Raw genomic sequence first — 20,044 nt, 5'->3', positions numbered from 1 at the left:
TCTATGACGATTAAAAGCGTAATCTGTGACATCGACGGCGTGTTGATGCATGACAATACCGCCGTTCCCGGCGCGAAAGAATTTCTGCAGCGCATTCTGGCGAAGGATATGCCGTTGGTGGTGTTGACCAACTATCCTTCGCAAACCGCGCTGGATCTGGCGAACCGCTTTGCCAACGCCGGCATTGACGTACCGGATTCGGTGTTTTACACCTCGGCGATGGCCACCGCCGATTTCCTGCGCCGTCAGGAAGGGAAAAAAGCCTACGTAATTGGCGAAGGTGCGCTGATTCATGAGCTGTATAAAGCTGGCTTCACCATCACCGACGTTAATCCAGATTTCGTTATCGTCGGCGAAACCCGCTCCTTCAATTGGGAAATGATGCACAAAGCCGCTTTCTTCGTGGCCAATGGCGCCCGCTTTATCGCCACTAATCCCGATACACATGCACGCGGCTTTGTTCCTGCCTGCGGAGCACTCTGCGCCGGTATCGAAACCATCTCCGGTCGTAAACCATTTTACGTCGGCAAACCGAGTCCGTATATCATGCGCGCGGCGTTAAACAAAATGCATGCGCATTCGGAAGAGACGGTTATTGTGGGCGATAACCTGCGGACAGACATTCTGGCAGGCTTCCAGGCGGGTCTGGAAACCATTCTGGTGCTGTCTGGCGTTTCCACACTGAGTGATATAGATGCGATGCCTTTCCGCCCGGATTGGATTTACCCATCGGTCGCCGATATCGACCTGTTCTGATTCCAGCCATCACCCCTTCTTATGGCCCTGCTTATGCAGGGCTTTTGTTTTTTCTGTGGTTATGCCTTTCTTTACCGCTCGCCTTATGCCTATAAAACGAACGATAATGCAGTTTCATTAGATGACATCTAAAATAAACACGTAATAATTGAATAATATTCAATATTATTTGCCCATCAACATTCTTTTTATCAAAGAATCGCAATTTTGCTTGCACTAACACCGCCATTTAGCGCATTTTCTTATACATCACGCAGCCAAGGCTGCCGGACAAACGTAGAAATAACTTCGCCACAAGGTGAGATCAGGAGTCAGTTATGTGTTCAATTTTTGGTGTGCTGGATCTGAAAAGCGATCCTATTGAGCTGCGCAAGAAAGCGCTGGAATCTTCTCGTCTGATGCGTCACCGCGGCCCGGATTGGTCAGGTGTTTATGCGGATGATAAAGCCATTCTGGTGCATGAGCGTCTGTCGATTGTTGACGTTAACAACGGCGCACAGCCGCTGTATAACGCTGACCACACCCACGTACTGGCTGTTAACGGCGAAATTTACAACCATCAGGCGCTGCGTGCTGAGTTGAGCGATCGTTACGCTTTCCAGACCGGTTCTGACTGTGAAGTGATCCTCGCGCTGTATCAGGAAAAAGGCGTCGATTTCCTCGACGAGCTGCAAGGCATGTTCGCCTTCATTCTGTGGGACAGCGTGAAGCAACAATATCTGATTGGTCGCGACCATATCGGCATTATCCCGCTGTATATGGGCAACGACGAGCACGGCAACCTGTATGTCGCTTCCGAGATGAAAGCGCTGGTGCCGGTGTGCCGCAGCATCAAAGAATTCCCGCCGGGAAGCTACATGTCGAGCGCCGATGGTGAAATCCGTCGTTACTGGCAGCGTGACTGGATGGAATATTCCGCTGTTGAGCACAACACCACGGATGCCGCCGAGCTGAAACATGCGCTGGAAGAGTCAGTAAAAAGTCACCTGATGTCTGACGTGCCTTACGGCGTTCTGCTGTCTGGCGGCCTGGACTCATCCATCATCTCTGCCGTGACCAAACGCTTTGCTGCGAAACGTGTTGAAGATGCGGATAAGAGCGATGCATGGTGGCCGCAGCTGCACTCCTTCGCGGTTGGCCTGGAAGGTTCTCCAGACCTGAAAGCAGCGAAATCAGTCGCAGAACACCTCGGTACCGTGCACCACGAAATCCATTTCACCGTGCAGGAAGGCCTGGATGCGATCCGTGACGTGATTTACCACATCGAAACGTATGATGTGACCACCATTCGCGCCTCTACGCCGATGTATTTAATGTCGCGTAAGATCAAAGCGATGGGCATCAAAATGGTGTTGTCCGGTGAAGGTGCGGATGAAGTCTTTGGCGGCTACCTCTATTTCCATAAGGCGCCAAACGCCAAAGAATTCCACGAAGAGAACGTACGTAAACTGCTGGCTCTGCACATGTTTGACTGTGCTCGCGCCAACAAAGCGATGTCCGCCTGGGGCGTGGAAGCGCGTGTGCCGTTCCTCGACAAGAAATTCCTCGACGTGGCGATGCGCATCAACCCGGCAGACAAACTCTGTGGCAGCAACGGCAAGATGGAAAAACACATCCTGCGCGAATGCTTCTCTTCTTACCTGCCGGAGAGCGTGGCGTGGCGTCAGAAAGAGCAGTTCTCTGATGGTGTGGGCTACAGCTGGATCGATACGCTGAAAGAAGTGGCGGCGAAGCAAATCACCGACCAACAGCTGTCGACTGCGCACTTCCGCTTCCCGTACAACACGCCGAACTCGAAAGAAGCGTATCTGTATCGCGAAATCTTTGAGGAATTGTTCCCAATCGCCAGCGCCGCAGAGTGTGTGCCAGGCGGTCCGTCGGTGGCCTGTTCTTCGGCTAAAGCGATCGAGTGGGATGAAGCCTTTAAATCCATGGATGACCCTTCTGGTCGTGCCGTTGGTGTGCATCAGTCCGCGTATAAATAAGGTTTTTACTCAACAAGATATGGGGCTCATTCGAGCCCCTTTTTTATGCAATCTATCGTACAGCCTGTGAAATTAGCCGAATAAATCACCAGCCTGGTTACAAGCCAGACAAACAGGCGTTTTAAGGCGAAAAACGGCAAAAAAATTGTTGACGCTACAAGACTCAATACGCATAATGCGCCCCGCAACGCCGATGAAGGTTACGCGAAAAAGATGGCTACGTAGCTCAGCTGGTTAGAGCACATCACTCATAATGATGGGGTCACAGGTTCAAATCCCGTCGTAGCCACCATCTTTTTGCGGGAGTGGCGAAATTGGTAGACGCACTAGATTTAGGTTCTAGCGCCGCAAGGTGTGCGAGTTCAAGTCTCGCCTCCCGCACCATTTCAGTCTTCGGCAGCCGGATGGGGTATCGCCAAGCGGTAAGGCACTGGTTTTTGATACCAGCATTCCCAGGTTCGAATCCTGGTACCCCAGCCAATCCGGATTATGTTGTGGATACAAAGTCGACGAATGGGATATCGCCAAGCGGTAAGGCACCGGTTTTTGATACCGGCATTCCCTGGTTCGAATCCAGGTATCCCAGCCATCGTCGGACGCAGTAAGCAGTACAAAGGCTACGTAGCTCAGCTGGTTAGAGCACATCACTCATAATGATGGGGTCACAGGTTCAAATCCCGTCGTAGCCACCAAATTATTGGGGTGTCGCCAAGCGGTAAGGCTCTGGTTTCTGATACCAGCATTCCGGGGTTCGAATCCCTGCACCCCAGCCATAAAAAGACAATTTGATCAAACACCTATTGGGGTGTCGCCAAGCGGTAAGGCACTGGTTTCTGATACCAGCATTCCGGGGTTCGAATCCCTGCACCCCAGCCAAATTGCACAATAAAGCCCGCTTATGCGGGCTTTATTGTTTTCTGCGTTTGGCAAAGTGGCGAGCAAAGTTTTAACCAGGAGCGCATCAATACGCTCCCTACAATCACAAACCTAATGCGTAACGCAGCACCTTGCGTTTCAACGCGCCGGCATTCTCCGCCGCAATCAGCGCCAGGTTTCGCGCAAAACGCAGCGGCGGCAGTTTATTGCTAAACGCGAAGTAGAACAGATCCATACCGCCCTGCATCAGTAAATTATCTTTGTAACGCTGACGATGATAACGCTGCAGCACAGCATCCGATGACCAGAGCTCCGCCTGGTTGCGCGCCTCGACCAGCGTCGTGATCAACGCATCCACATCCCGATAGCCCAAATTAACGCCCTGCCCGGCCAGCGGATTGATGGTGTGCGCCGCATCCCCCACCAGCGCCAATCCCGGCATCACATAACGTGTTGCATGACGTCGCACCAGCGGGAAAGAGGCCGCAGTTTTGACCTGAATACGGCCAACGCGTGCCGGGAAGTGAGCATAAATCTCTTTCTCCAGTTGCGGGAGCGGCAAACTTTGCAGCTGACGAATTCGTGCTGGCGCGTCGTACCACACCAGCGAAGCACGACGATCAAACAGCGGCAGGAAAGCGCGCGGCCCTTGCGGCGTAAACTGCTGCCAGGTGGCATCGCCCGCCTCCTGCTCGCACTCCACGCTTATCAGCATGCAGGATTGCGCATAGTTCCAGCCGCGCACGCCAATACCCGCTAACTGACGCACACGCGAGTTAGCACCATCTGCGCCGACCACTAAACGCGCATCCAGCGTTTGGCCGTTATCGAGTTGCACCTGCCAGCCAGCGCTGTGCGGCTGCAAACCCTGCAAGCTCGCCGGGCAGATCAGTGTGATGCCCTCTTGCTGCATTTTTTCCCACAGCGCACGCTGCAGCACGCTGTTTTCCACCATAAAGCCCAGCTCGGGCAACCCAAGCGACGCCGCATCAAACTTCACATGCGCGTTTTGCCACTCCCAGGTTTCCAGCTGGCGATAGGGCGCACAGCGCATCGCCTGCACACGTTGCCAGACATCCAGTTGCTGCAGCAGCGCAACCGACGACGCACCGATGGCGGAGATACGCACATCTGGCTCGCTGCTGGCATCAAAGCTTGCCGGTTCTGCCCGTTCAATGACCGCTACGCGAAACTGCTGCTGCGCCAGGCCACACGCCAGCGCCGCACCAACCATGCCACCGCCCACGATCACCACATCAAAATGTGAATCCTGCATCGACTCTAATCCTTCTTTTTGCCATGAAACCTTCCAGCATCACGTTGATAGCTAAAGTGTACCGGAAATTAGCAGCGCGATGCGATGCAGATGCGTGAAGCCTGGTAACAACAGCGTCGAAGCATTACAATACGCGCCCTGCACTTCGCTTGAATCAATGGCTAGTTCGATGACCAAAAAACTGCACATCAAAACCTGGGGCTGTCAGATGAATGAATACGATTCATCGAAGATGGCCGATCTGCTGAACAGCACGCACGGCTACACCCTTACCGAGGAAGCTGAAGAGGCGGACGTTCTGCTGCTCAACACCTGCTCCATCCGTGAAAAGGCGCAGGAGAAGGTTTTTGCTCTGTTAGGCCGTTGGAAAAAGCTGAAAGCGAGCAATCCCGATCTGATCATCGGCGTGGGTGGCTGCGTGGCCTCACAAGAAGGTGAACGTCTGCGCCAACGCGCCAGTTACGTCGATATCGTCTTTGGCCCGCAGACCTTACATCGTCTGCCGGAGATGATTAACACCGTGCGCGGCAGTAAAAGCCCGGTTGTTGACATCAGCTTCCCTGAAATTGAGAAGTTTGATCGCCTGCCAGAACCGCGCGCCGATGGCCCAACCGCCTTTGTGTCGATTATGGAAGGCTGCAACAAATATTGTACTTTCTGCGTGGTGCCTTACACGCGCGGCGAGGAAGTCAGCCGTCCGAGCGACGATATTCTGCTGGAAATCGCCCAGCTTGCCGCTCAGGGCGTACGTGAAGTCAACCTGCTGGGCCAGAACGTCAACGCCTATCGCGGCGCCACCTTTGATGGCGATATCTGCACCTTTGCTGAGTTGCTGCGCTTAGTGGCGGCGATCGACGGCATTGACCGTATTCGCTTCACCACCAGCCATCCTATTGAATTTACCGATGACATCATCGAGGTTTACCGCGATACACCCGAGCTGGCGAGCTTCCTGCATCTGCCGGTTCAGAGCGGATCAGATCGCATCCTGACGCTGATGAAGCGCGCGCACACCGCACTCGAGTACAAAGCGATTATCCGCAAGCTGAAAGCCGCACGTCCGGATATCCAGCTGAGCTCTGATTTCATCATCGGTTTCCCCGGCGAAACGCAGCAGGATTTTGAGCAGACCATGAAGCTGGTCGGTGAAGTGAATTTCGATGTCAGCTTCAGCTTTATCTACTCCATGCGCCCAGGCACGCCAGCGGCCGATCTGCCCGACGATGTGACAGAAGAGGAGAAAAAGCAGCGTCTTTTCATCCTGCAGGACCGCATCAATCAGCAGGTGATGGCGTGGAGCCGCCGCATGCTGGGCACCACGCAGCGCGTGCTGGTGGAAGGCATTTCGCGTAAGAATGTGATGGAACTGACCGGCCGCACCGATAATAACCGCGTGGTGAACTTCGAAGCACCGGTTGAAATGATCGGTAAGTTTGTTGATGTCGAAATTGTTGATGTCTATGCCAGCTCCCTGCGCGGCGTGCTGGTGCGCACCGAAGATCAAATGGCGCTCCGTGTGGCCGAAAGCCCGGCGTCAGTGATTGCGCGTACCCGCAAAGAGAACGACATCGGCGTCGGACTGTTCCAGCCTTGAAACCTCGAACGTTGAGCGATAGCGCACAAAGCGCTGTCGCCTGTTTCATCCCCAGGCCCTTGCTTTCCACAAGTGCTGCCCAAATATCGACTCTGAAGCTTGCGCCAGTGCGCAGCGCCATAAATAATTTCATAAAGATGTGGAGAGATTGCTCTTCGACATCCGGCACACCTTTTCAACTGGCCCTGAGTGACCTTAAGGATTCATTTGAATATCGAAACGCGTGAAATCGCCCTTGAACCGGCAGATAACCAACGACTGATGAGCTTGTGCGGTCCGATGGATGACAATGTGAAACAGCTGGAGCGCCGTTTGGGCCTTGAAATCAAACGCCGTGACAACCAATTCACGCTTACCGGCCGCTCGCTCTGTGTGGACGCTGCCGTCAATATCCTGCGCACGCTGTATGTTGATACCGCCCCAATGCGCGGTCAGATCAAAGATATCGAACCGGACCAGATTCACCTGGCAATCAAAGAGAGCGGCGTTCTGGAACAGAGCGCTGAGAGCGTGCCGGAATTCGGCAAAGCGGTGAACATCAAAACCAAGCGTGGCGTAATCAAACCGCGTACGCCTAACCAGGCGCAGTACATCGCTAATATCTTCTCCCACGACATTACCTTTGGTATCGGCCCGGCAGGTACCGGTAAAACCTATCTGGCGGTCGCTGCCGCAGTGGATGCGCTGGAGCGTCAGGAGATTCGCCGTATTCTGCTGACGCGTCCGGCGGTTGAAGCGGGTGAGAAACTCGGCTTCCTGCCTGGCGATCTCAGCCAGAAGGTCGATCCCTACCTGCGCCCGCTGTACGACGCGCTGTTCGAAATGCTCGGCTTTGAGCGCGTAGAGAAACTGATTGAGCGCAACGTGATTGAAGTGGCTCCGCTGGCCTACATGCGCGGACGCACGCTGAACGACGCCTTTGTGATTCTCGATGAGAGCCAGAACACCACTATCGAACAGATGAAGATGTTCCTGACGCGTATCGGCTTTAATTCGAAAGCGGTCATTACCGGCGATATCACGCAGATTGACTTGCCGCGCAGCACCAAATCCGGCCTGCGCCACGCCATTGAAGTGCTGGCAGAAGTCGATGAGATTAGCTTTAACTTTTTCCACAGCGAAGACGTGGTGCGTCATCCGGTTGTCGCACGCATCGTGAATGCTTATGAAGCCTGGGAAACCGCCGACCAGAAACGCCGTGATCAACAGGCAGAAGAGCGCAAACGCGAAGCTATCGCGGCTCAGCTTGCCAGCCAAACCAGCCCGCAGGAGCGTTCATGAGCGCGGTGATTCTTGATTTACAACTGGCCTGCGCCGATGAAAACCATCTGCCAGCGGAGAGTGATTTTCAACGCTGGCTGGAAGCGGCGGTAACGCCGTTTCAACCAGAAAGCGAAGTCACGATTCGTCTGGTGGATGAAGCCGAGAGTAATGAGCTTAATCTGACTTATCGCGGCAAAGATAAGCCGACCAACGTGCTGTCATTCCCGTTTGAAGCACCGCCGGGAATTGAACTGCCACTGCTCGGCGATCTGATTATTTGCCGTCAGGTTGTCGAGCAAGAGGCTGCTGAACAAGGCAAAACCGTCGAAGCCCACTGGGCGCATATGGTGGTGCACGGTACGCTGCATCTGCTGGGTTACGACCATATCGAAGATGAAGAAGCCGAAGAGATGGAGGCGCTGGAGACCGAGATAATGCTTGCTCTTGGTTATCCTGATCCGTACATTTCGGAGAAAGAAGACGCCTGAGCCGCTGGTTCAGGTTATTGCGCTGCTGGCGCGGATGCCAGCAGCCCCAATCCCTCATTAGAGAGAACGAAATAAAAACGCCATGAGCGACGACCATTCTCAAAACAGCGACGCACCCAGTAGTAAAAAGGGATTTTTCTCCCTGTTAATCAACCAACTGTTTCACGGTGAACCCAAAAACCGTGATGAACTGCTGGGGTTAATCCGCGATTCTGAGCAAAAAGAGCTGATTGATCAGGACACCCGCGACATGCTCGAAGGGGTGCTGGACATTGCCGAACAGCGCGTGCGCGACATCATGATCCCTCGCTCGCAAATGATCACCCTGAAACGCAACCAAACTCTGGAAGAGTGCCTTGCGGTGATTATTGAATCCGCCCACTCACGCTTCCCGGTGATCAGCGAAGACAAAGACCACGTCGAAGGCATTTTGATGGCCAAAGACCTGCTGCCGTTTATGGCCAGCGCGTCTGAGCCGTTCAGCATGGAAAAAGTGCTGCGCACCGCCGTGGTGGTTCCTGAAAGCAAGCGCGTCGATCGCATGCTGAAGGAGTTCCGCTCGCAGCGTTATCACATGGCGATTGTCATTGATGAATTTGGTGGCGTCTCTGGTCTGGTGACCATTGAAGATATTCTTGAGCTGATTGTTGGCGAAATTGAAGATGAGTATGACGATGAAGAAGATCGTGATATCCGCCAGCTCAATCGTTACACCTATACCATGCGCGCCTTAACGCAAATTGAAGATTTTAATGAGGTCTTTGGCACCGATTTCAGCGATGACGAAGTCGATACCATTGGCGGATTGGTCATGCAGGGATTCGGCCACCTTCCCGCTCGCGGCGAAAGTATTGTCATTGATGGCTATCAGTTCAAAGTCGCCATGGCTGACAGCCGCCGTATCATCCAGGTGCATGTAAAAATTCCGGAAGACTCACCACAACCGCAACTGGAAGACGAATAACTTTATGGCTTTAGCCTCTCTTTACTCGCAGCAGCGGGTTCGCCTGCTGCTGGCGTTAATGACGGGTGCCATTGGCACCCTTTCCTTTTCCCCCTACGATTTCTGGCCTGCGGCGATAATTTCGCTGATTGGTCTGCAACTGTTGCTGCTGGAACGTCGCACTGCGCAGGCTGCGGCGATCGGCTTCGTTTGGGGCTTTGGACTGTTTGGCAGCGGCATCAATTGGGTTTACGTCAGCATCGCCACCTTTGGCGGCATGCCCGGCCCGGTAAACATCTTGCTGGTGATTCTGCTGGCGGCTTATCTATCGCTTTATCCGATGCTGTTTGCCATCCTGCTCAACCGTTTCTGGCCGCGCGCCACAATCTGGCGATTGGCTTTAGCGGCACCCGCGCTGTGGCAGATTAGCGAATTCCTGCGCGGTTGGGTGCTCACCGGCTTTCCGTGGCTGCAGTTTGGCTACAGCCAGATTGACGGTCCGCTAAAAGGCCTCGCGCCGCTCGCAGGCGTTGAAACCATTACCTTCCTGTTGATGGTGATCGCCGGCTTGCTGGTGCACGCGCTGCATCATCGTACCGTGAAAAGCTTGATAGCCGCCGCGCTCCTGCTGTTACTGCCGTGGCCGCTGCGCATGATGCAGTGGTATCAGCCGCTGCCGGAACGCAGCGTTGATGTTGCGATGGTGCAAGGCAATATTCCGCAGTCGATGAAGTGGGATCCGCAGCAACTGCTGAACACGCTGCGCGTTTACACCTCCTATAGCCAGCCGTTTATCGGCAAAGCACCGATCATTATCTGGCCCGAATCAGCGATTACCGATCTGGAAAGCAACCAGCAGCCGTTCCTGCGGGCGCTGGATGCTGACCTGCGCGCGCGCGGCAGCTCACTGATTACCGGTATCGTGGATTCTCGCGTGGAAGGCGATAATCGCTATCACGACTATAACTCGGTAATTGTGCTGGGTGGCGAGCAGCCTTACAGCTATCAAAGCCAGAACCGCTATCAGAAGAATCATCTGGTGCCATTTGGTGAGTTTGTGCCGCTGGAAGCGTTGCTGCGTCCGCTGGCGCCGTTCTTCGATTTGCCGATGTCCTCCTTCAGCCGTGGCGCCTATGTCCAGCCGCAGCTGAAAGTAGCGGGTTATCACCTGACCAGCGCTATCTGCTATGAGATCGTGCTGGGCGAACAAGTGCGCGCCAACTTCCGTCCCGATACCAACTTCCTGCTGACCGTCTCCAACGATGCCTGGTTCGGTCACTCCATCGGGCCGTGGCAGCATTTCCAGATGGCGCGCATGCGTGCGCTGGAGCTGGGACGTCCGTTACTGCGCTCCACCAATAACGGTGTTACCGCAGTAGTAAATGCCAATGGTGAGGTGGAGAAAGCGTTGCCGCAGTTCACACGCGATGTGCTGGAAGCCAAAGTCACGCCAACCAAGGGTGAAACGCCGTATGCGAAAGCGGGCATCTGGCCAGTGTGGCTAGTGACGTTGATTAGCATTGTGGTGGCCATTCTGCGCCGTCGCCACTAGTTCAGGCAGCTATGCAAACAGGCGAAGTGAATACTTCGCCTTTTTTATGCGCTGTTTTCTCTTCCTTCCGTGGTGCTTTCCCCGATTCTCTGCTGGCTTTTTACACTTCTTCATCGTGCTGGCACGATCATTGCTATTTATTTCAGTGATTTTCGCAAACATCGGCTTTTGTCAGCGTAGTGCAACCTTTACGCACTAATTTATGGCAATGATGCGCACTCTATTGGCGCATCGGGGAATTTTTGCCTTTTATTGGTGCGGAGCGGCTCGCAAAAAAGAAACTTTTTTGTTTCATTGCGTTAACAATTCGCTATGTTAATCACTATCCTGCGTGCGGTTGCGCTATGGGATAACAAAAAAAGCAGCACGAAATACACACAACATCACAATCTGCGCAGTTTATGTTCTGCGCGACATCCATACGAAGGAGTTGGAACATGCAGATACGCAAAGTGGCATTATCTCTTTTGCTGTTGGGAGCAGCAGCGGGAGCGGCCCAGGCGGAAGATCTCACCGGTACCCTGAAAAAAATCAATGATAGCGGCGTGATCGTCGTTGGGCATCGTGAATCATCAGTTCCCTTTTCTTACTATGACAACCAGCAAAAAGTGGTTGGCTATTCACAGGATTATTCAAACGCCATCATCGCGGCTATTAAAGCCAAACTGAATAAGCCTGATTTGCAGATCAAAATGCTGCCGATTACCTCGCAGAACCGTATTCCCCTGTTGCAGAACGGGACTTACGATTTTGAGTGCGGTTCTACCACCAACAACCTGGAGCGTCAGAAGCAAGCGGCATTCTCTGACACCGTGTTCATCATCGGTACGCGTCTGCTGGTGAAAAAAGGCGGCGACATCAAAGATTTCCCTGATCTGAAGGGTAAAACCGTTGTCGTGACCTCCGGTACCACTTCAGAAGTTCTGCTGCACAAACTGAACGACGAGCAAAAAATGGATATGCGCATCATCAGCGCGAAAGACCATGGCGATTCTTTCCGTACGCTGGAAACCGGTCGTGCTGTGGCCTTCATGATGGATGACGCGCTGCTGGCAGGTGAACGTGCCAAAGCCAAGAAGCCAGACAACTGGGACATCGTGGGTACACCGCAGTCGAAAGAAGCTTACGGCTGCATGCTGCGTAATCAGGATCCACAGTTCAAACAGCTGATGGATGAAACCATTGCTAAAGCGCAAACCTCTGGCGAAGCCTCAAAATGGTTTGAAACCTGGTTCAAAAAACCGATTCCACCGAAGAATCTGAACCTGAACTTCGAACTCTCAAGCGATATGCAGGCCCTGTTCAAAGCACCGAACGACAAAGCACTCTGAATTAACAACGACAACAAGGGCAGCCCCGCTGCCCTCTCGATTGCTGAACATGCGGTGCGGACAGACAGACTGTAACAGGCCGTTCCCCTGAAGCAGGATGCAAGACACCGCTCAACAATCTTATGGGTAGCCTCGCTACCCTTTTTTTACCGGAGCTCGTTATGGGTATCGATTGGAACTGGGGCATTTTTCTTGAACAGGCCCCGTTCGGCAATACGACTTACCTCGGCTGGCTGTGGTCCGGTTTTCAGGTCACCATTGCGGTGTCCTGCTGCGCCTGGATTATCGCCTTCCTGGTAGGTTCCTTATTTGGCATTCTGCGTACCGTGCCCAACCGCCTGTTGGCGGCAATTGGCACCTGCTACGTGGAGCTATTCCGTAATATCCCGCTGATTGTGCAGTTCTTCTTCTGGTATCTGGTTGCGCCAGAACTGGTGGGCGAAAAGCTGGGCATGTGGTTTAAGTCAGAATTGGATCCTAACATTCAGTTCTTCGTCTCCTCGACGATTTGCCTTGGTTTGTTCACCGCAGCGCGCGTCTGTGAACAGGTACGCGCGGCGATTCAGTCGCTGCCACGCGGTCAGAAAAATGCCGGCCTGGCGATGGGCCTGACGCTGCCGCAAACCTATCGCTACGTGCTGCTGCCGAATGCCTATCGCGTGATTGTTCCGCCAATGACGTCGGAAATGCTTAACCTGGTGAAGAACTCGGCGATCGCCTCAACCATCGGACTGGTGGATATGGCGGCGCAGGCCGGCAAGCTGCTGGATTACTCCGCGCATGCCTATGAATCCTTTACCGCCATCACTCTGGCGTACGTCGGCATTAACCTGGTGATCATGCTGATTATGAGTGTGGTAGAACGCAAAATTCGCCTGCCTGGCAATATGGGAGGCAAATAATGTACGAGTTTGACTGGAGTTCGATTGTTCCCAGCCTGCCTTACTTGTGGAATGGGTTGATCATTACCTTCAAGATCACCGCGATTGCCGTGGTGTTTGGCATTATCTGGGGCACGATTTTGGCGGTGATGCGCTTGTCGCCAATTGCGCCGATACGCTGGTTTGCCAAGCTGTACGTTAACCTGTTCCGATCCGTACCCTTGGTGATGGTGCTGCTGTGGTTCTATTTGGTGGTACCCGCCTTCCTGCAACAGGTGCTGGGCTTATCGCCTAAATCCGATATCCGCCTGATTTCTGCCATGGTGGCATTTGCGCTCTTTGAGGCCGCGTACTACTCGGAAATCATCCGCGCCGGTATTCAGAGCATCTCACGCGGGCAGTCCAATGCCGCGCTGGCGCTCGGCATGACGCACTGGCAATCGATGAAACTGATCGTATTGCCGCAGGCGTTCCGCGCCATGGTGCCGCTGCTGCTGACGCAGGGCATCGTGCTGTTCCAGGATACGTCGCTGGTGTATGTACTGAGCCTGGCCGATTTCTTCCGCACCGCTTCAACCATAGGTGAGCGTGACGGAACCCAGGTTGAAATGATTTTGTTTGCTGGTCTGGTCTACTTTGTGATCAGCCTGAGCGCTTCGCTGTTGGTTACCTATCTGAAAAGAAAGAGGACGGTTTAAATGATTAGCCTGAAAAATGTTTCAAAGTGGTATGGGCACTTTCAGGTGCTGACCGACTGCTCCACCGAAGTGAAAAAAGGTGAAGTGGTGGTGGTCTGCGGTCCGTCTGGCTCAGGTAAATCAACGCTGATCAAAACCGTGAACGGCCTGGAGCCGATTCAAAAGGGCAGCATTCAGGTGACCGGCACCGAAGTGAACAACAAAAAAACCAACCTCGCTCAATTGCGTAGCAAAGTGGGCATGGTGTTCCAGCATTTCGAGCTGTTTCCTCATCTCAGCATCATCGAGAACCTGACGCTGGCGCAGGTCAAAGTGCTGAAGCGTGATAAAGCGGCCTCGCGTGAGAAAGCGCAGGGCTTGTTAAAACGCGTTGGGCTCTCTGCGCACGCGGATAAGTTTCCCGGCCAGCTTTCCGGCGGCCAGCAGCAGCGCGTGGCAATCGCGCGTGCGTTGTGCATGGATCCGGTGGCGATGCTGTTTGATGAGCCGACGTCAGCGCTTGATCCTGAAATGATCAACGAAGTGTTAGACGTGATGGTTGAGCTGGCGAATGAAGGCATGACCATGATGGTGGTAACGCATGAAATGGGCTTTGCGCGCAAAGTCGCTAACCGCGTGATCTTTATGGATGAAGGGAAAATTATCGAAGACACCAATAAGGATGACTTCTTTAACAATCCGCAATCCGATCGTGCGAAAGACTTCCTGGCGAAGATCCTGCACTAATTAGCGCAATAAATCGCGCCGCTACGATAAGTGCTCGTACCCGTAGCGGCGCGATTCATCGCGCGGGGGTTATACATTCATAAAATCAGGGTTCAAACGGCTGGCGCTGGAACTGATCGTGCCCGCACTCCGGGCAGCGCGTTAAGCTCTCTGGCGTATAAATCGCCCGTGTGAAGCCGCACTTCTCACAGACTAAATTCCCCAGCCCCACCACTTCACCGCTCTGGTAAACGCCGTGATGGCGCAAATCCTGAAACACTTCACGCCACTCGAGCTGACTTTTATCGGTGATATCCGCCAGCTCTTTCCACAGGCTTTCACGAATCACGCGCAAAAACACTGAATCGCCGACCACATCAGAAGACTCCTGATAGCTCAGCGCAAACTCGTGTAAATCGCGCCGCACGGCGCGCATCACTTCATTGACCTCGGCGGGTGACAGCGTTTTTTTCGCCAGCAAACTTTGCCGCGCCTCGGCCACCAACGCATCAACATCGCGCTCGCCATGATCCAATCGTTGGGATAATGCTTCAATCGTTGCACGGTATTCCTGCGCCACGTTATTCATTTTATTCTCCTTTCCGCTGCGGATACTGCTATTAAGTTTAGCGGTTTTGTCACAATTGCATCGACAGCAAGCGGAGAAATCACAAAAGGGTGAAAGCGGCGGCGCATTCGGCAGAAATCCGGCCGGCGAGGGCGTGAAAAGTTGTTGAGGCGCAGCCTTATGGGTATGCTATGCGGATCTAAAAGTATGCTTAGCGATTTTCACAAAGGACCACAGGCAGCCATGCAAGAGCAATACCGCCCGGAAGAGATAGAATCCCGCGTCCAACAACACTGGGACGAAAACGAAACCTTTAAAGTGACCGAGCAGGAAGGCAAAGAGAAATATTATTGCCTTTCGATGCTGCCCTATCCTTCTGGCCGCCTGCACATGGGGCACGTGCGTAATTACACCATTGGCGATGTGATTGCGCGTTACCAGCGTATGCTCGGCAAAAACGTTTTGCAGCCAATTGGCTGGGATGCGTTTGGTCTGCCAGCCGAAGGCGCTGCGGTGAAAAACAACACCGCGCCGGCGCCGTGGACGTACGACAACATCGCTTACATGAAGAACCAGTTGAAATTACTGGGCTTTGGCTATGACTGGAGCCGCGAACTGGCGACCTGCCAGCCAGAATACTATCGCTGGGAACAGTGGTTCTTCACTAAGCTGTATGAAAAAGACATGGTCTATAAAAAGACCTCGGCGGTGAACTGGTGCCCGAACGATCAGACCGTGCTGGCCAACGAACAGGTTATCGACGGCTGCTGCTGGCGCTGTGATACCAAAGTTGAGCGCAAAGAGATCCCACAGTGGTTCGTCAAAATCACCGCCTATGCGGAAGAGCTGCTCAACGATCTCGATAAGCTGGAAGATTGGCCGGAGCAGGTCAAAACCATGCAGCGCAACTGGATTGGCCGCTCTGAAGGCGTAGAAATCACCTTTGACGTTGCCAACAGCGCTGAGAAGCTGACCGTTTACACCACCCGTCCAGATACCTTTATGGGTGCAACCTATGTGGCGGTTGCCGCAGGTCACCCACTGGCGCAGCAAGCAGCTGCCACTAATCCTGCGCTGGCTGAATTTATCGACGAATGCCGTACCACCAAAGTCGCCGAAGCCGACATGGCAACGATGGAGAAGAAAGGCGTGGCCACCGGCCTGTTCGCTATCCATCCGCTGACCGGTGAAGAAATTCCGGTGTGGGTCGCTAACTTCGTGCTGATGGAATACGGCACCGGCGCGGTAATGGCTGTTCCAGGCCACGATCAGCGTGACTGGGAGTTCGCTACCAAGTACAACCTGAACATTAAGCCGGTGATCCTGAATCTCGACGGTTCTGAACCGGACCTGAGTGCTGCCGCGATGACCGAAAAAGGCGCGCTGTTCAACTCGGGTGAATACAACGGTCTGGATCATCAGGCGGGCTTTAACGCCATCGCCGATGCGCTGGCTGCCAAAGGCGTGGGCGTGCGTAAAGTCAATTACCGTCTACGCGACTGGGGCGTTTCCCGTCAACGTTACTGGGGCGCGCCAATTCCAATGGTGACGTTGGAAGATGGCACCGTGATGCCAACGCCAGAAGATCAGTTGCCGGTCATCCTGCCAGAAGACGTGGTGATGGATGGTATCACCAGCCCAATCAAAGCCGATCCTGAGTGGGCCAAAACCACCGTTAATGGCCAGCCTGCGCTGCGTGAAACCGACACCTTTGACACCTTTATGGAGTCATCCTGGTACTACGCGCGTTATACCTGCGCCAACTACCATGAAGGCATGCTGGATCCGGCGGCGGCAAACTACTGGTTGCCGGTCGATCAGTATGTTGGCGGTATCGAACACGCCATCATGCACCTGATGTATTTCCGCTTCTATCACAAGCTGCTGCGTGATGCTGGCCTGGTGAACTCTGATGAGCCGGCCAAACGCCTGCTGTGTCAGGGCATGGTGCTGGCTGATGCGTTCTACTACCTCGGCGTGAACGGCGAGCGTAACTGGGTTTCTCCGGTTGACGTGACCGTAGAACGCGACGAGAAAGGCCGCATTATCAAAGCCACCGACAACGAAGGTCGTGAAGTGGTTTACGCCGGCATGAGCAAAATGTCGAAGTCGAAAAACAACGGCATCGATCCCCAGCTGATGGTTGAGCGTTACGGTGCAGATACCGTTCGTCTGTTCATGATGTTTGCTTCGCCAGCAGAGATGACGCTGGAGTGGCAGGAATCGGGCGTTGAAGGTGCTAACCGTTTCCTGAAGCGCGTATGGAAACTGGCTTACGAGCACATTGCGAAAGGCGCGACCGTGGCGCTGGACGTCAATAACCTGAATGACGACCAGAAAGCGCTGCGTCGCGATCTGCACAAAACTATTGCCAAAGTGGCCGATGATGTGGGGCGTCGTCAGACATTCAACACCGCCATCGCTGCCATTATGGAGCTGATGAACAAACTGATCCGTGCCCCGCAGGAGAGCGAGCAAGATCGCGCGCTGCTGCAGGAAGCGCTGGTCGCGGTGACGCGTCTGCTCTATCCATTCACCCCGCACGCCAGCTATGTATTGTGGCAAGCGCTGGGCGGCGAAGGCAGCATCGACGAAGCCAGCTGGCCGGTAGCTGATGAAGCGGCCATGGTGGAAGATTCGCTGCTGGTGGTGGTGCAGGTGAATGGCAAAGTGCGCGGCAAGATTACCGTCGCGCCGGATGCCACGCAGGAGCAGGTGCAGGCGCGTGCTGCGCAGGAGCATTTGGTGGCGAAATATCTGGATGGCGTCACCATTCGTAAAGTGATTTATGTCCCTGGCAAACTGCTTAACCTGGTCGTAGGTTAAGTTCAGGAGGAACTGTGCGACAACTGATTATCAGGCTGTTTGTCCTGCTTGCGGTAGTGATTACCGCAGGCTGTGGTTTCCACCCGCGCGGCACCACCTCGGTGCCGAGTGAGATGAAAACCCTTATCGTCCAGAGCGGCGATCCCTATGGCCCACTGGCACGTGCCGTGCGCCAGCAGCTGCGCATCAACAATGTCACCATCATTGAAGACAGCAAAGCGGCCAGCGCCAAATACCCAACGCTGCGTCTGGGTGCTGAAGGCCAGGGACGTGATACCGCATCGGTGTTTATCAGCGGTACCACCGCGGAATACTCGCTGGTGATGACGGTCACCGCACAGGTTCTGCTGCCGGGTAAAGGTATCTACCCGATCAGCACCACCGTGTATCGTTCTTTCTTCGACAACCCGAACGCCGCACTGGCGAAGGATGCCGAGCAAGATATGATCGTGCAGGAGATGCGTCAGCGCGCGTCCGAGCAGTTAGTACGTAAACTGCTGACCGTGCATGCCGCGCAGGAAAGCAACAAAGATACTTTGCCGCAGCCTGAGACGATTGCACCGGGACAGAACTCACCGGAAGTGTCCTCTTCGTCAGCTACCAGTCTGCAATGATCAGGATTTATCCTGAACAACTGAGCGCGCAGCTTCGAGAGGGGCTGCGCGCCTGTTATTTTCTCACCGGTAATGAACCTCTGCTGATTCAGGAAAGCGCGGATGCAATCCGTGCTACCGCCAGCGCACAGGGATTTGAAGAGCACTTCAGCGTCACCATTGATGCGCAAACCGATTGGGATGCGATCTTCGTTAGCTGCCAATCGCTCAGCCTGTTTACCCAACGCCAAACCCTGACGCTGCAACTGCCCGAAAACGGCCCCAATGCCGCTATCGCCGAGCAGTTAGTGAAACTCTCCACGCTGCTGCACAGCGATATTTTGCTGGTGCTGCGCCTGGCGAAACTGACCAAAGCGCAGGAGAACAGCGCCTGGTTCAAAGCGCTGAGTACGCAGGCGGTAATGGTTCCGTGCCAGACGCCTGAACAGGCACAGCTGCCGCGCTGGGTGGCGAGTCGCGCCAAAGCGATGAAACTCAGCGTAGATGATGCGGCGATCCAGCTGCTTTGCTACTGCTACGAAGGGAATCTGCTGGCGCTGTCGCAGGCGCTGGAACGCTTATCGCTGCTGTGGCCGGATGGCAAATTAACGCTGCCGCGCGTGGAAGCCGCCGTCAACGATGCTGCGCACTTTACACCGTTCCATTGGGTGGATGCATTGCTGGCAGGGAAAAGTAAACGCGCCCTGCACATCCTGCATCAGCTGGAGAAAGAGGACAGCGAAGCGGTGATTCTGCTGCGCACGCTGCAACGCGATTTACTCACGCTGCTGCACCTGCAGCGGAATCAGGCGAAACAAGCGCTGCGCACGCTGATGGATCAGCAACGTATCTGGCAAAACCGTCGCGCGCTGTTTACTGAAGCCTTGCAGCGCCTTGATGCACAGCGTTTACAGCGCGCGGTGCATTTGCTGGCAGAGCTGGAACTCAGCATGAAGCAGGATTACGGACAAAACCTGTGGCCGCAGCTGGAAACGCTGTCGCTGCTGCTGTGTCACCGCGATTTCCCGCTGAACTTTACTGATGTCTAAACTCTACGCCCTGTTTGGCGGCACCTTCGATCCGATTCACTACGGCCATTTGCGCCCGGTAGAAGCGCTGGCACAGCAAGTGGGATTAAAAAAGGTCACGCTGCTGCCGAACAACGTGCCGCCGCATCGCCCGCAGCCGGAAGCCAGTGCGCAACAGCGCGTTGAGATGCTGCGCTGTGCTATTGCCGGTCGCCCGCTGTTTGATATCGATACGCGCGAACTGGCGCGTGCAACGCCGTCCTGGACAGTTGCCACGCTGGAAGCACTGCGTGCGGAACGCGGCCCAGAACAGCCCCTCGGGTTTATCATTGGTCAGGATTCTCTGCTAACGTTAGCCAAATGGCATCGCTGGCAGGATCTATTGTCGCTGTGTCATTTGCTGGTGTGTAAGCGTCCAGGTTATGCCGCGCAGATGGAGACGCCAGAGATGCAGCAGTGGCTTGATGAGCATCTCGCCGATGAGGTGCAGCAACTCCATCACGCACCGGCGGGACACATCTGGCTGGCGGATACGCCGCTGTTCGACATTTCCGCCACCGAAATCCGTCAGCGCCGCCATGCGGGCATCTCCTGCGCGGATTTACTGCCAGATGCAGTGATCGGCTACATCGATAGCGTTGGCTTATATCGCAGCTAAAGGCAGCATGCTATACTGCGCCG

Annotated in this window: 17 protein-coding genes and 7 tRNA genes; 22 read left to right on the top strand and 2 right to left on the bottom strand. The window is 54.4% G+C overall.

Annotation, left to right across the window (positions count from 1 at the left end; translation table 11 throughout):
• Positions 1–3: 3 nt before the first annotated feature.
• The 9 genes from K5Y33_RS01570 to K5Y33_RS01530 all read left to right on the top strand — a co-directional run bounded on the left by K5Y33_RS01570 (position 4) and on the right by K5Y33_RS01530 (position 3,617).
• Positions 4–756, top strand: a complete 753-nt coding sequence (locus tag K5Y33_RS01570; RefSeq protein ID WP_192236634.1) for an HAD-IIA family hydrolase — start codon at positions 4–6, stop codon at positions 754–756.
• A gap of 317 nt (positions 757–1,073) precedes the next feature.
• Positions 1,074–2,741, top strand: coding sequence for an asparagine synthase B (gene asnB, locus K5Y33_RS01565; RefSeq protein ID WP_008107047.1), 1,668 nt, complete (start codon positions 1,074–1,076; stop codon positions 2,739–2,741).
• A gap of 215 nt (positions 2,742–2,956) precedes the next feature.
• A tRNA-Met gene (locus K5Y33_RS01560) sits at positions 2,957–3,033 on the top strand.
• A gap of 7 nt (positions 3,034–3,040) precedes the next feature.
• A tRNA-Leu gene (locus K5Y33_RS01555) sits at positions 3,041–3,125 on the top strand.
• 21 nt (positions 3,126–3,146) lie between these two features.
• Positions 3,147–3,221, top strand: a tRNA-Gln gene (locus tag K5Y33_RS01550).
• Positions 3,222–3,255: 34 nt separating this feature from the next.
• Positions 3,256–3,330: transfer RNA gene (locus K5Y33_RS01545), tRNA-Gln, on the top strand.
• A 26-nt stretch (positions 3,331–3,356) separates the two neighbouring features.
• Positions 3,357–3,433, top strand: a tRNA-Met gene (locus tag K5Y33_RS01540).
• Positions 3,434–3,439: 6 nt separating this feature from the next.
• A tRNA-Gln gene (locus tag K5Y33_RS01535) sits at positions 3,440–3,514 on the top strand.
• Between the two features lie 28 nt (positions 3,515–3,542).
• Positions 3,543–3,617, top strand: a tRNA-Gln gene (locus tag K5Y33_RS01530).
• A 103-nt stretch (positions 3,618–3,720) separates the two neighbouring features.
• On the opposite strand, the gene ubiF is transcribed toward K5Y33_RS01530, so the two are convergent.
• Positions 3,721–4,893: a 3-demethoxyubiquinol 3-hydroxylase gene (gene ubiF, locus K5Y33_RS01525; RefSeq protein WP_222233134.1), complete on the bottom strand. Its 1,173-nt coding sequence runs from the start codon at positions 4,891–4,893 to the stop codon at positions 3,721–3,723.
• Between the two features lie 169 nt (positions 4,894–5,062).
• Between ubiF and miaB the strand changes: the two genes are divergently transcribed.
• The 9 genes from miaB (at position 5,063) to K5Y33_RS01480 (ending at position 14,369) form a co-directional block, all read left to right on the top strand.
• Positions 5,063–6,487, top strand: a complete 1,425-nt coding sequence (gene miaB / locus K5Y33_RS01520; RefSeq protein WP_101763242.1) for a tRNA (N6-isopentenyl adenosine(37)-C2)-methylthiotransferase MiaB — start codon at positions 5,063–5,065, stop codon at positions 6,485–6,487.
• A gap of 207 nt (positions 6,488–6,694) precedes the next feature.
• Positions 6,695–7,768 (top strand): PhoH family protein, encoded by a 1,074-nt coding sequence (locus K5Y33_RS01515; RefSeq protein WP_101763243.1) that lies wholly within the window; start codon positions 6,695–6,697, stop codon positions 7,766–7,768.
• Positions 7,765–8,238: an rRNA maturation RNase YbeY gene (ybeY, locus tag K5Y33_RS01510; protein ID WP_008103651.1), complete on the top strand. Its 474-nt coding sequence runs from the start codon at positions 7,765–7,767 to the stop codon at positions 8,236–8,238. The genes K5Y33_RS01515 and ybeY overlap by 4 nt, the downstream gene beginning before the upstream one ends.
• 82 nt (positions 8,239–8,320) lie before the next feature.
• Positions 8,321–9,202, top strand: a complete 882-nt coding sequence (corC, locus tag K5Y33_RS01505; RefSeq protein ID WP_176971375.1) for a CNNM family magnesium/cobalt transport protein CorC — start codon at positions 8,321–8,323, stop codon at positions 9,200–9,202.
• Between the two features lie 4 nt (positions 9,203–9,206).
• Entirely contained in the window at positions 9,207–10,733 is a 1,527-nt protein-coding gene (gene lnt / locus K5Y33_RS01500) for an apolipoprotein N-acyltransferase (RefSeq protein ID WP_222233133.1), read from the top strand.
• Between the two features lie 437 nt (positions 10,734–11,170).
• Positions 11,171–12,064, top strand: a complete 894-nt coding sequence (locus K5Y33_RS01495) for a glutamate/aspartate ABC transporter substrate-binding protein (protein WP_101763246.1) — start codon at positions 11,171–11,173, stop codon at positions 12,062–12,064.
• Between the two features lie 161 nt (positions 12,065–12,225).
• Complete coding sequence (locus K5Y33_RS01490; RefSeq protein ID WP_061717388.1) at positions 12,226–12,966, top strand: amino acid ABC transporter permease; 741 nt, start codon at positions 12,226–12,228, stop codon at positions 12,964–12,966.
• Positions 12,966–13,643 carry a glutamate/aspartate ABC transporter permease GltK gene (gltK, locus tag K5Y33_RS01485; RefSeq protein ID WP_101763247.1) on the top strand — a complete coding sequence of 226 codons (678 nt, stop codon included), beginning with the start codon at positions 12,966–12,968 and terminating at the stop codon, positions 13,641–13,643. The genes K5Y33_RS01490 and gltK overlap by 1 nt, the downstream gene beginning before the upstream one ends.
• Positions 13,644–14,369: an amino acid ABC transporter ATP-binding protein gene (locus K5Y33_RS01480; protein ID WP_008103661.1), complete on the top strand. Its 726-nt coding sequence runs from the start codon at positions 13,644–13,646 to the stop codon at positions 14,367–14,369. It begins immediately after the preceding gene.
• 85 nt (positions 14,370–14,454) lie between these two features.
• Here K5Y33_RS01480 and K5Y33_RS01475 read toward each other — a convergent pair whose 3' ends face one another.
• Positions 14,455–14,937: a zinc ribbon-containing protein gene (locus K5Y33_RS01475; protein ID WP_007890691.1), complete on the bottom strand. Its 483-nt coding sequence runs from the start codon at positions 14,935–14,937 to the stop codon at positions 14,455–14,457.
• A gap of 222 nt (positions 14,938–15,159) precedes the next feature.
• On the opposite strand from K5Y33_RS01475, the gene leuS reads away from it, so the two are divergent.
• The 4 genes from leuS to nadD are packed head-to-tail and all read left to right on the top strand — an operon-like array spanning position 15,160 to position 20,021.
• Positions 15,160–17,742: a leucine--tRNA ligase gene (gene leuS, locus K5Y33_RS01470; RefSeq protein WP_101763315.1), complete on the top strand. Its 2,583-nt coding sequence runs from the start codon at positions 15,160–15,162 to the stop codon at positions 17,740–17,742.
• A gap of 14 nt (positions 17,743–17,756) precedes the next feature.
• Positions 17,757–18,356, top strand: a complete 600-nt coding sequence (gene lptE / locus K5Y33_RS01465; protein ID WP_110865718.1) for an LPS assembly lipoprotein LptE — start codon at positions 17,757–17,759, stop codon at positions 18,354–18,356.
• Positions 18,353–19,384, top strand: coding sequence for a DNA polymerase III subunit delta (gene holA, locus K5Y33_RS01460; protein ID WP_222233132.1), 1,032 nt, complete (start codon positions 18,353–18,355; stop codon positions 19,382–19,384). The genes lptE and holA overlap by 4 nt, the downstream gene beginning before the upstream one ends.
• Positions 19,377–20,021 carry a nicotinate-nucleotide adenylyltransferase gene (gene nadD / locus K5Y33_RS01455; RefSeq protein WP_222233131.1) on the top strand — a complete coding sequence of 215 codons (645 nt, stop codon included), beginning with the start codon at positions 19,377–19,379 and terminating at the stop codon, positions 20,019–20,021. The genes holA and nadD overlap by 8 nt, the downstream gene beginning before the upstream one ends.
• The last annotated feature ends 23 nt before the right edge of the window (positions 20,022–20,044 follow it).

Origin of the sequence: Pantoea sp. DY-17 (assembly GCF_019795975.1) — a bacterium.
GTDB classification, from domain to species: domain Bacteria; phylum Pseudomonadota; class Gammaproteobacteria; order Enterobacterales; family Enterobacteriaceae; genus Pantoea; species Pantoea leporis.
The sequence above is the reverse complement of the archived record's forward strand: the minus strand, read 5'-3'. Positions and strand labels throughout refer to the sequence as shown.

Coding starts and splice junctions, on each gene's coding strand:
- gltK (WP_101763247.1), top strand. CDS start 12,966: ATGTACGAGTTTGACTGGAGTTCGATTGTTCCCAGCCTGCCTTACTTG.
- ubiF (WP_222233134.1), bottom strand. CDS start 4,893: ATGCAGGATTCACATTTTGATGTGGTGATCGTGGGCGGTGGCATGGTT.
- K5Y33_RS01480 (WP_008103661.1), top strand. CDS start 13,644: ATGATTAGCCTGAAAAATGTTTCAAAGTGGTATGGGCACTTTCAGGTG.
- miaB (WP_101763242.1), top strand. CDS start 5,063: ATGACCAAAAAACTGCACATCAAAACCTGGGGCTGTCAGATGAATGAA.
- lnt (WP_222233133.1), top strand. CDS start 9,207: ATGGCTTTAGCCTCTCTTTACTCGCAGCAGCGGGTTCGCCTGCTGCTG.
- K5Y33_RS01475 (WP_007890691.1), bottom strand. CDS start 14,937: ATGAATAACGTGGCGCAGGAATACCGTGCAACGATTGAAGCATTATCC.
- holA (WP_222233132.1), top strand. CDS start 18,353: ATGATCAGGATTTATCCTGAACAACTGAGCGCGCAGCTTCGAGAGGGG.
- K5Y33_RS01495 (WP_101763246.1), top strand. CDS start 11,171: ATGCAGATACGCAAAGTGGCATTATCTCTTTTGCTGTTGGGAGCAGCA.
- ybeY (WP_008103651.1), top strand. CDS start 7,765: ATGAGCGCGGTGATTCTTGATTTACAACTGGCCTGCGCCGATGAAAAC.
- corC (WP_176971375.1), top strand. CDS start 8,321: ATGAGCGACGACCATTCTCAAAACAGCGACGCACCCAGTAGTAAAAAG.
- K5Y33_RS01490 (WP_061717388.1), top strand. CDS start 12,226: ATGGGTATCGATTGGAACTGGGGCATTTTTCTTGAACAGGCCCCGTTC.
- leuS (WP_101763315.1), top strand. CDS start 15,160: ATGCAAGAGCAATACCGCCCGGAAGAGATAGAATCCCGCGTCCAACAA.
- nadD (WP_222233131.1), top strand. CDS start 19,377: ATGTCTAAACTCTACGCCCTGTTTGGCGGCACCTTCGATCCGATTCAC.
- asnB (WP_008107047.1), top strand. CDS start 1,074: ATGTGTTCAATTTTTGGTGTGCTGGATCTGAAAAGCGATCCTATTGAG.
- K5Y33_RS01570 (WP_192236634.1), top strand. CDS start 4: ATGACGATTAAAAGCGTAATCTGTGACATCGACGGCGTGTTGATGCAT.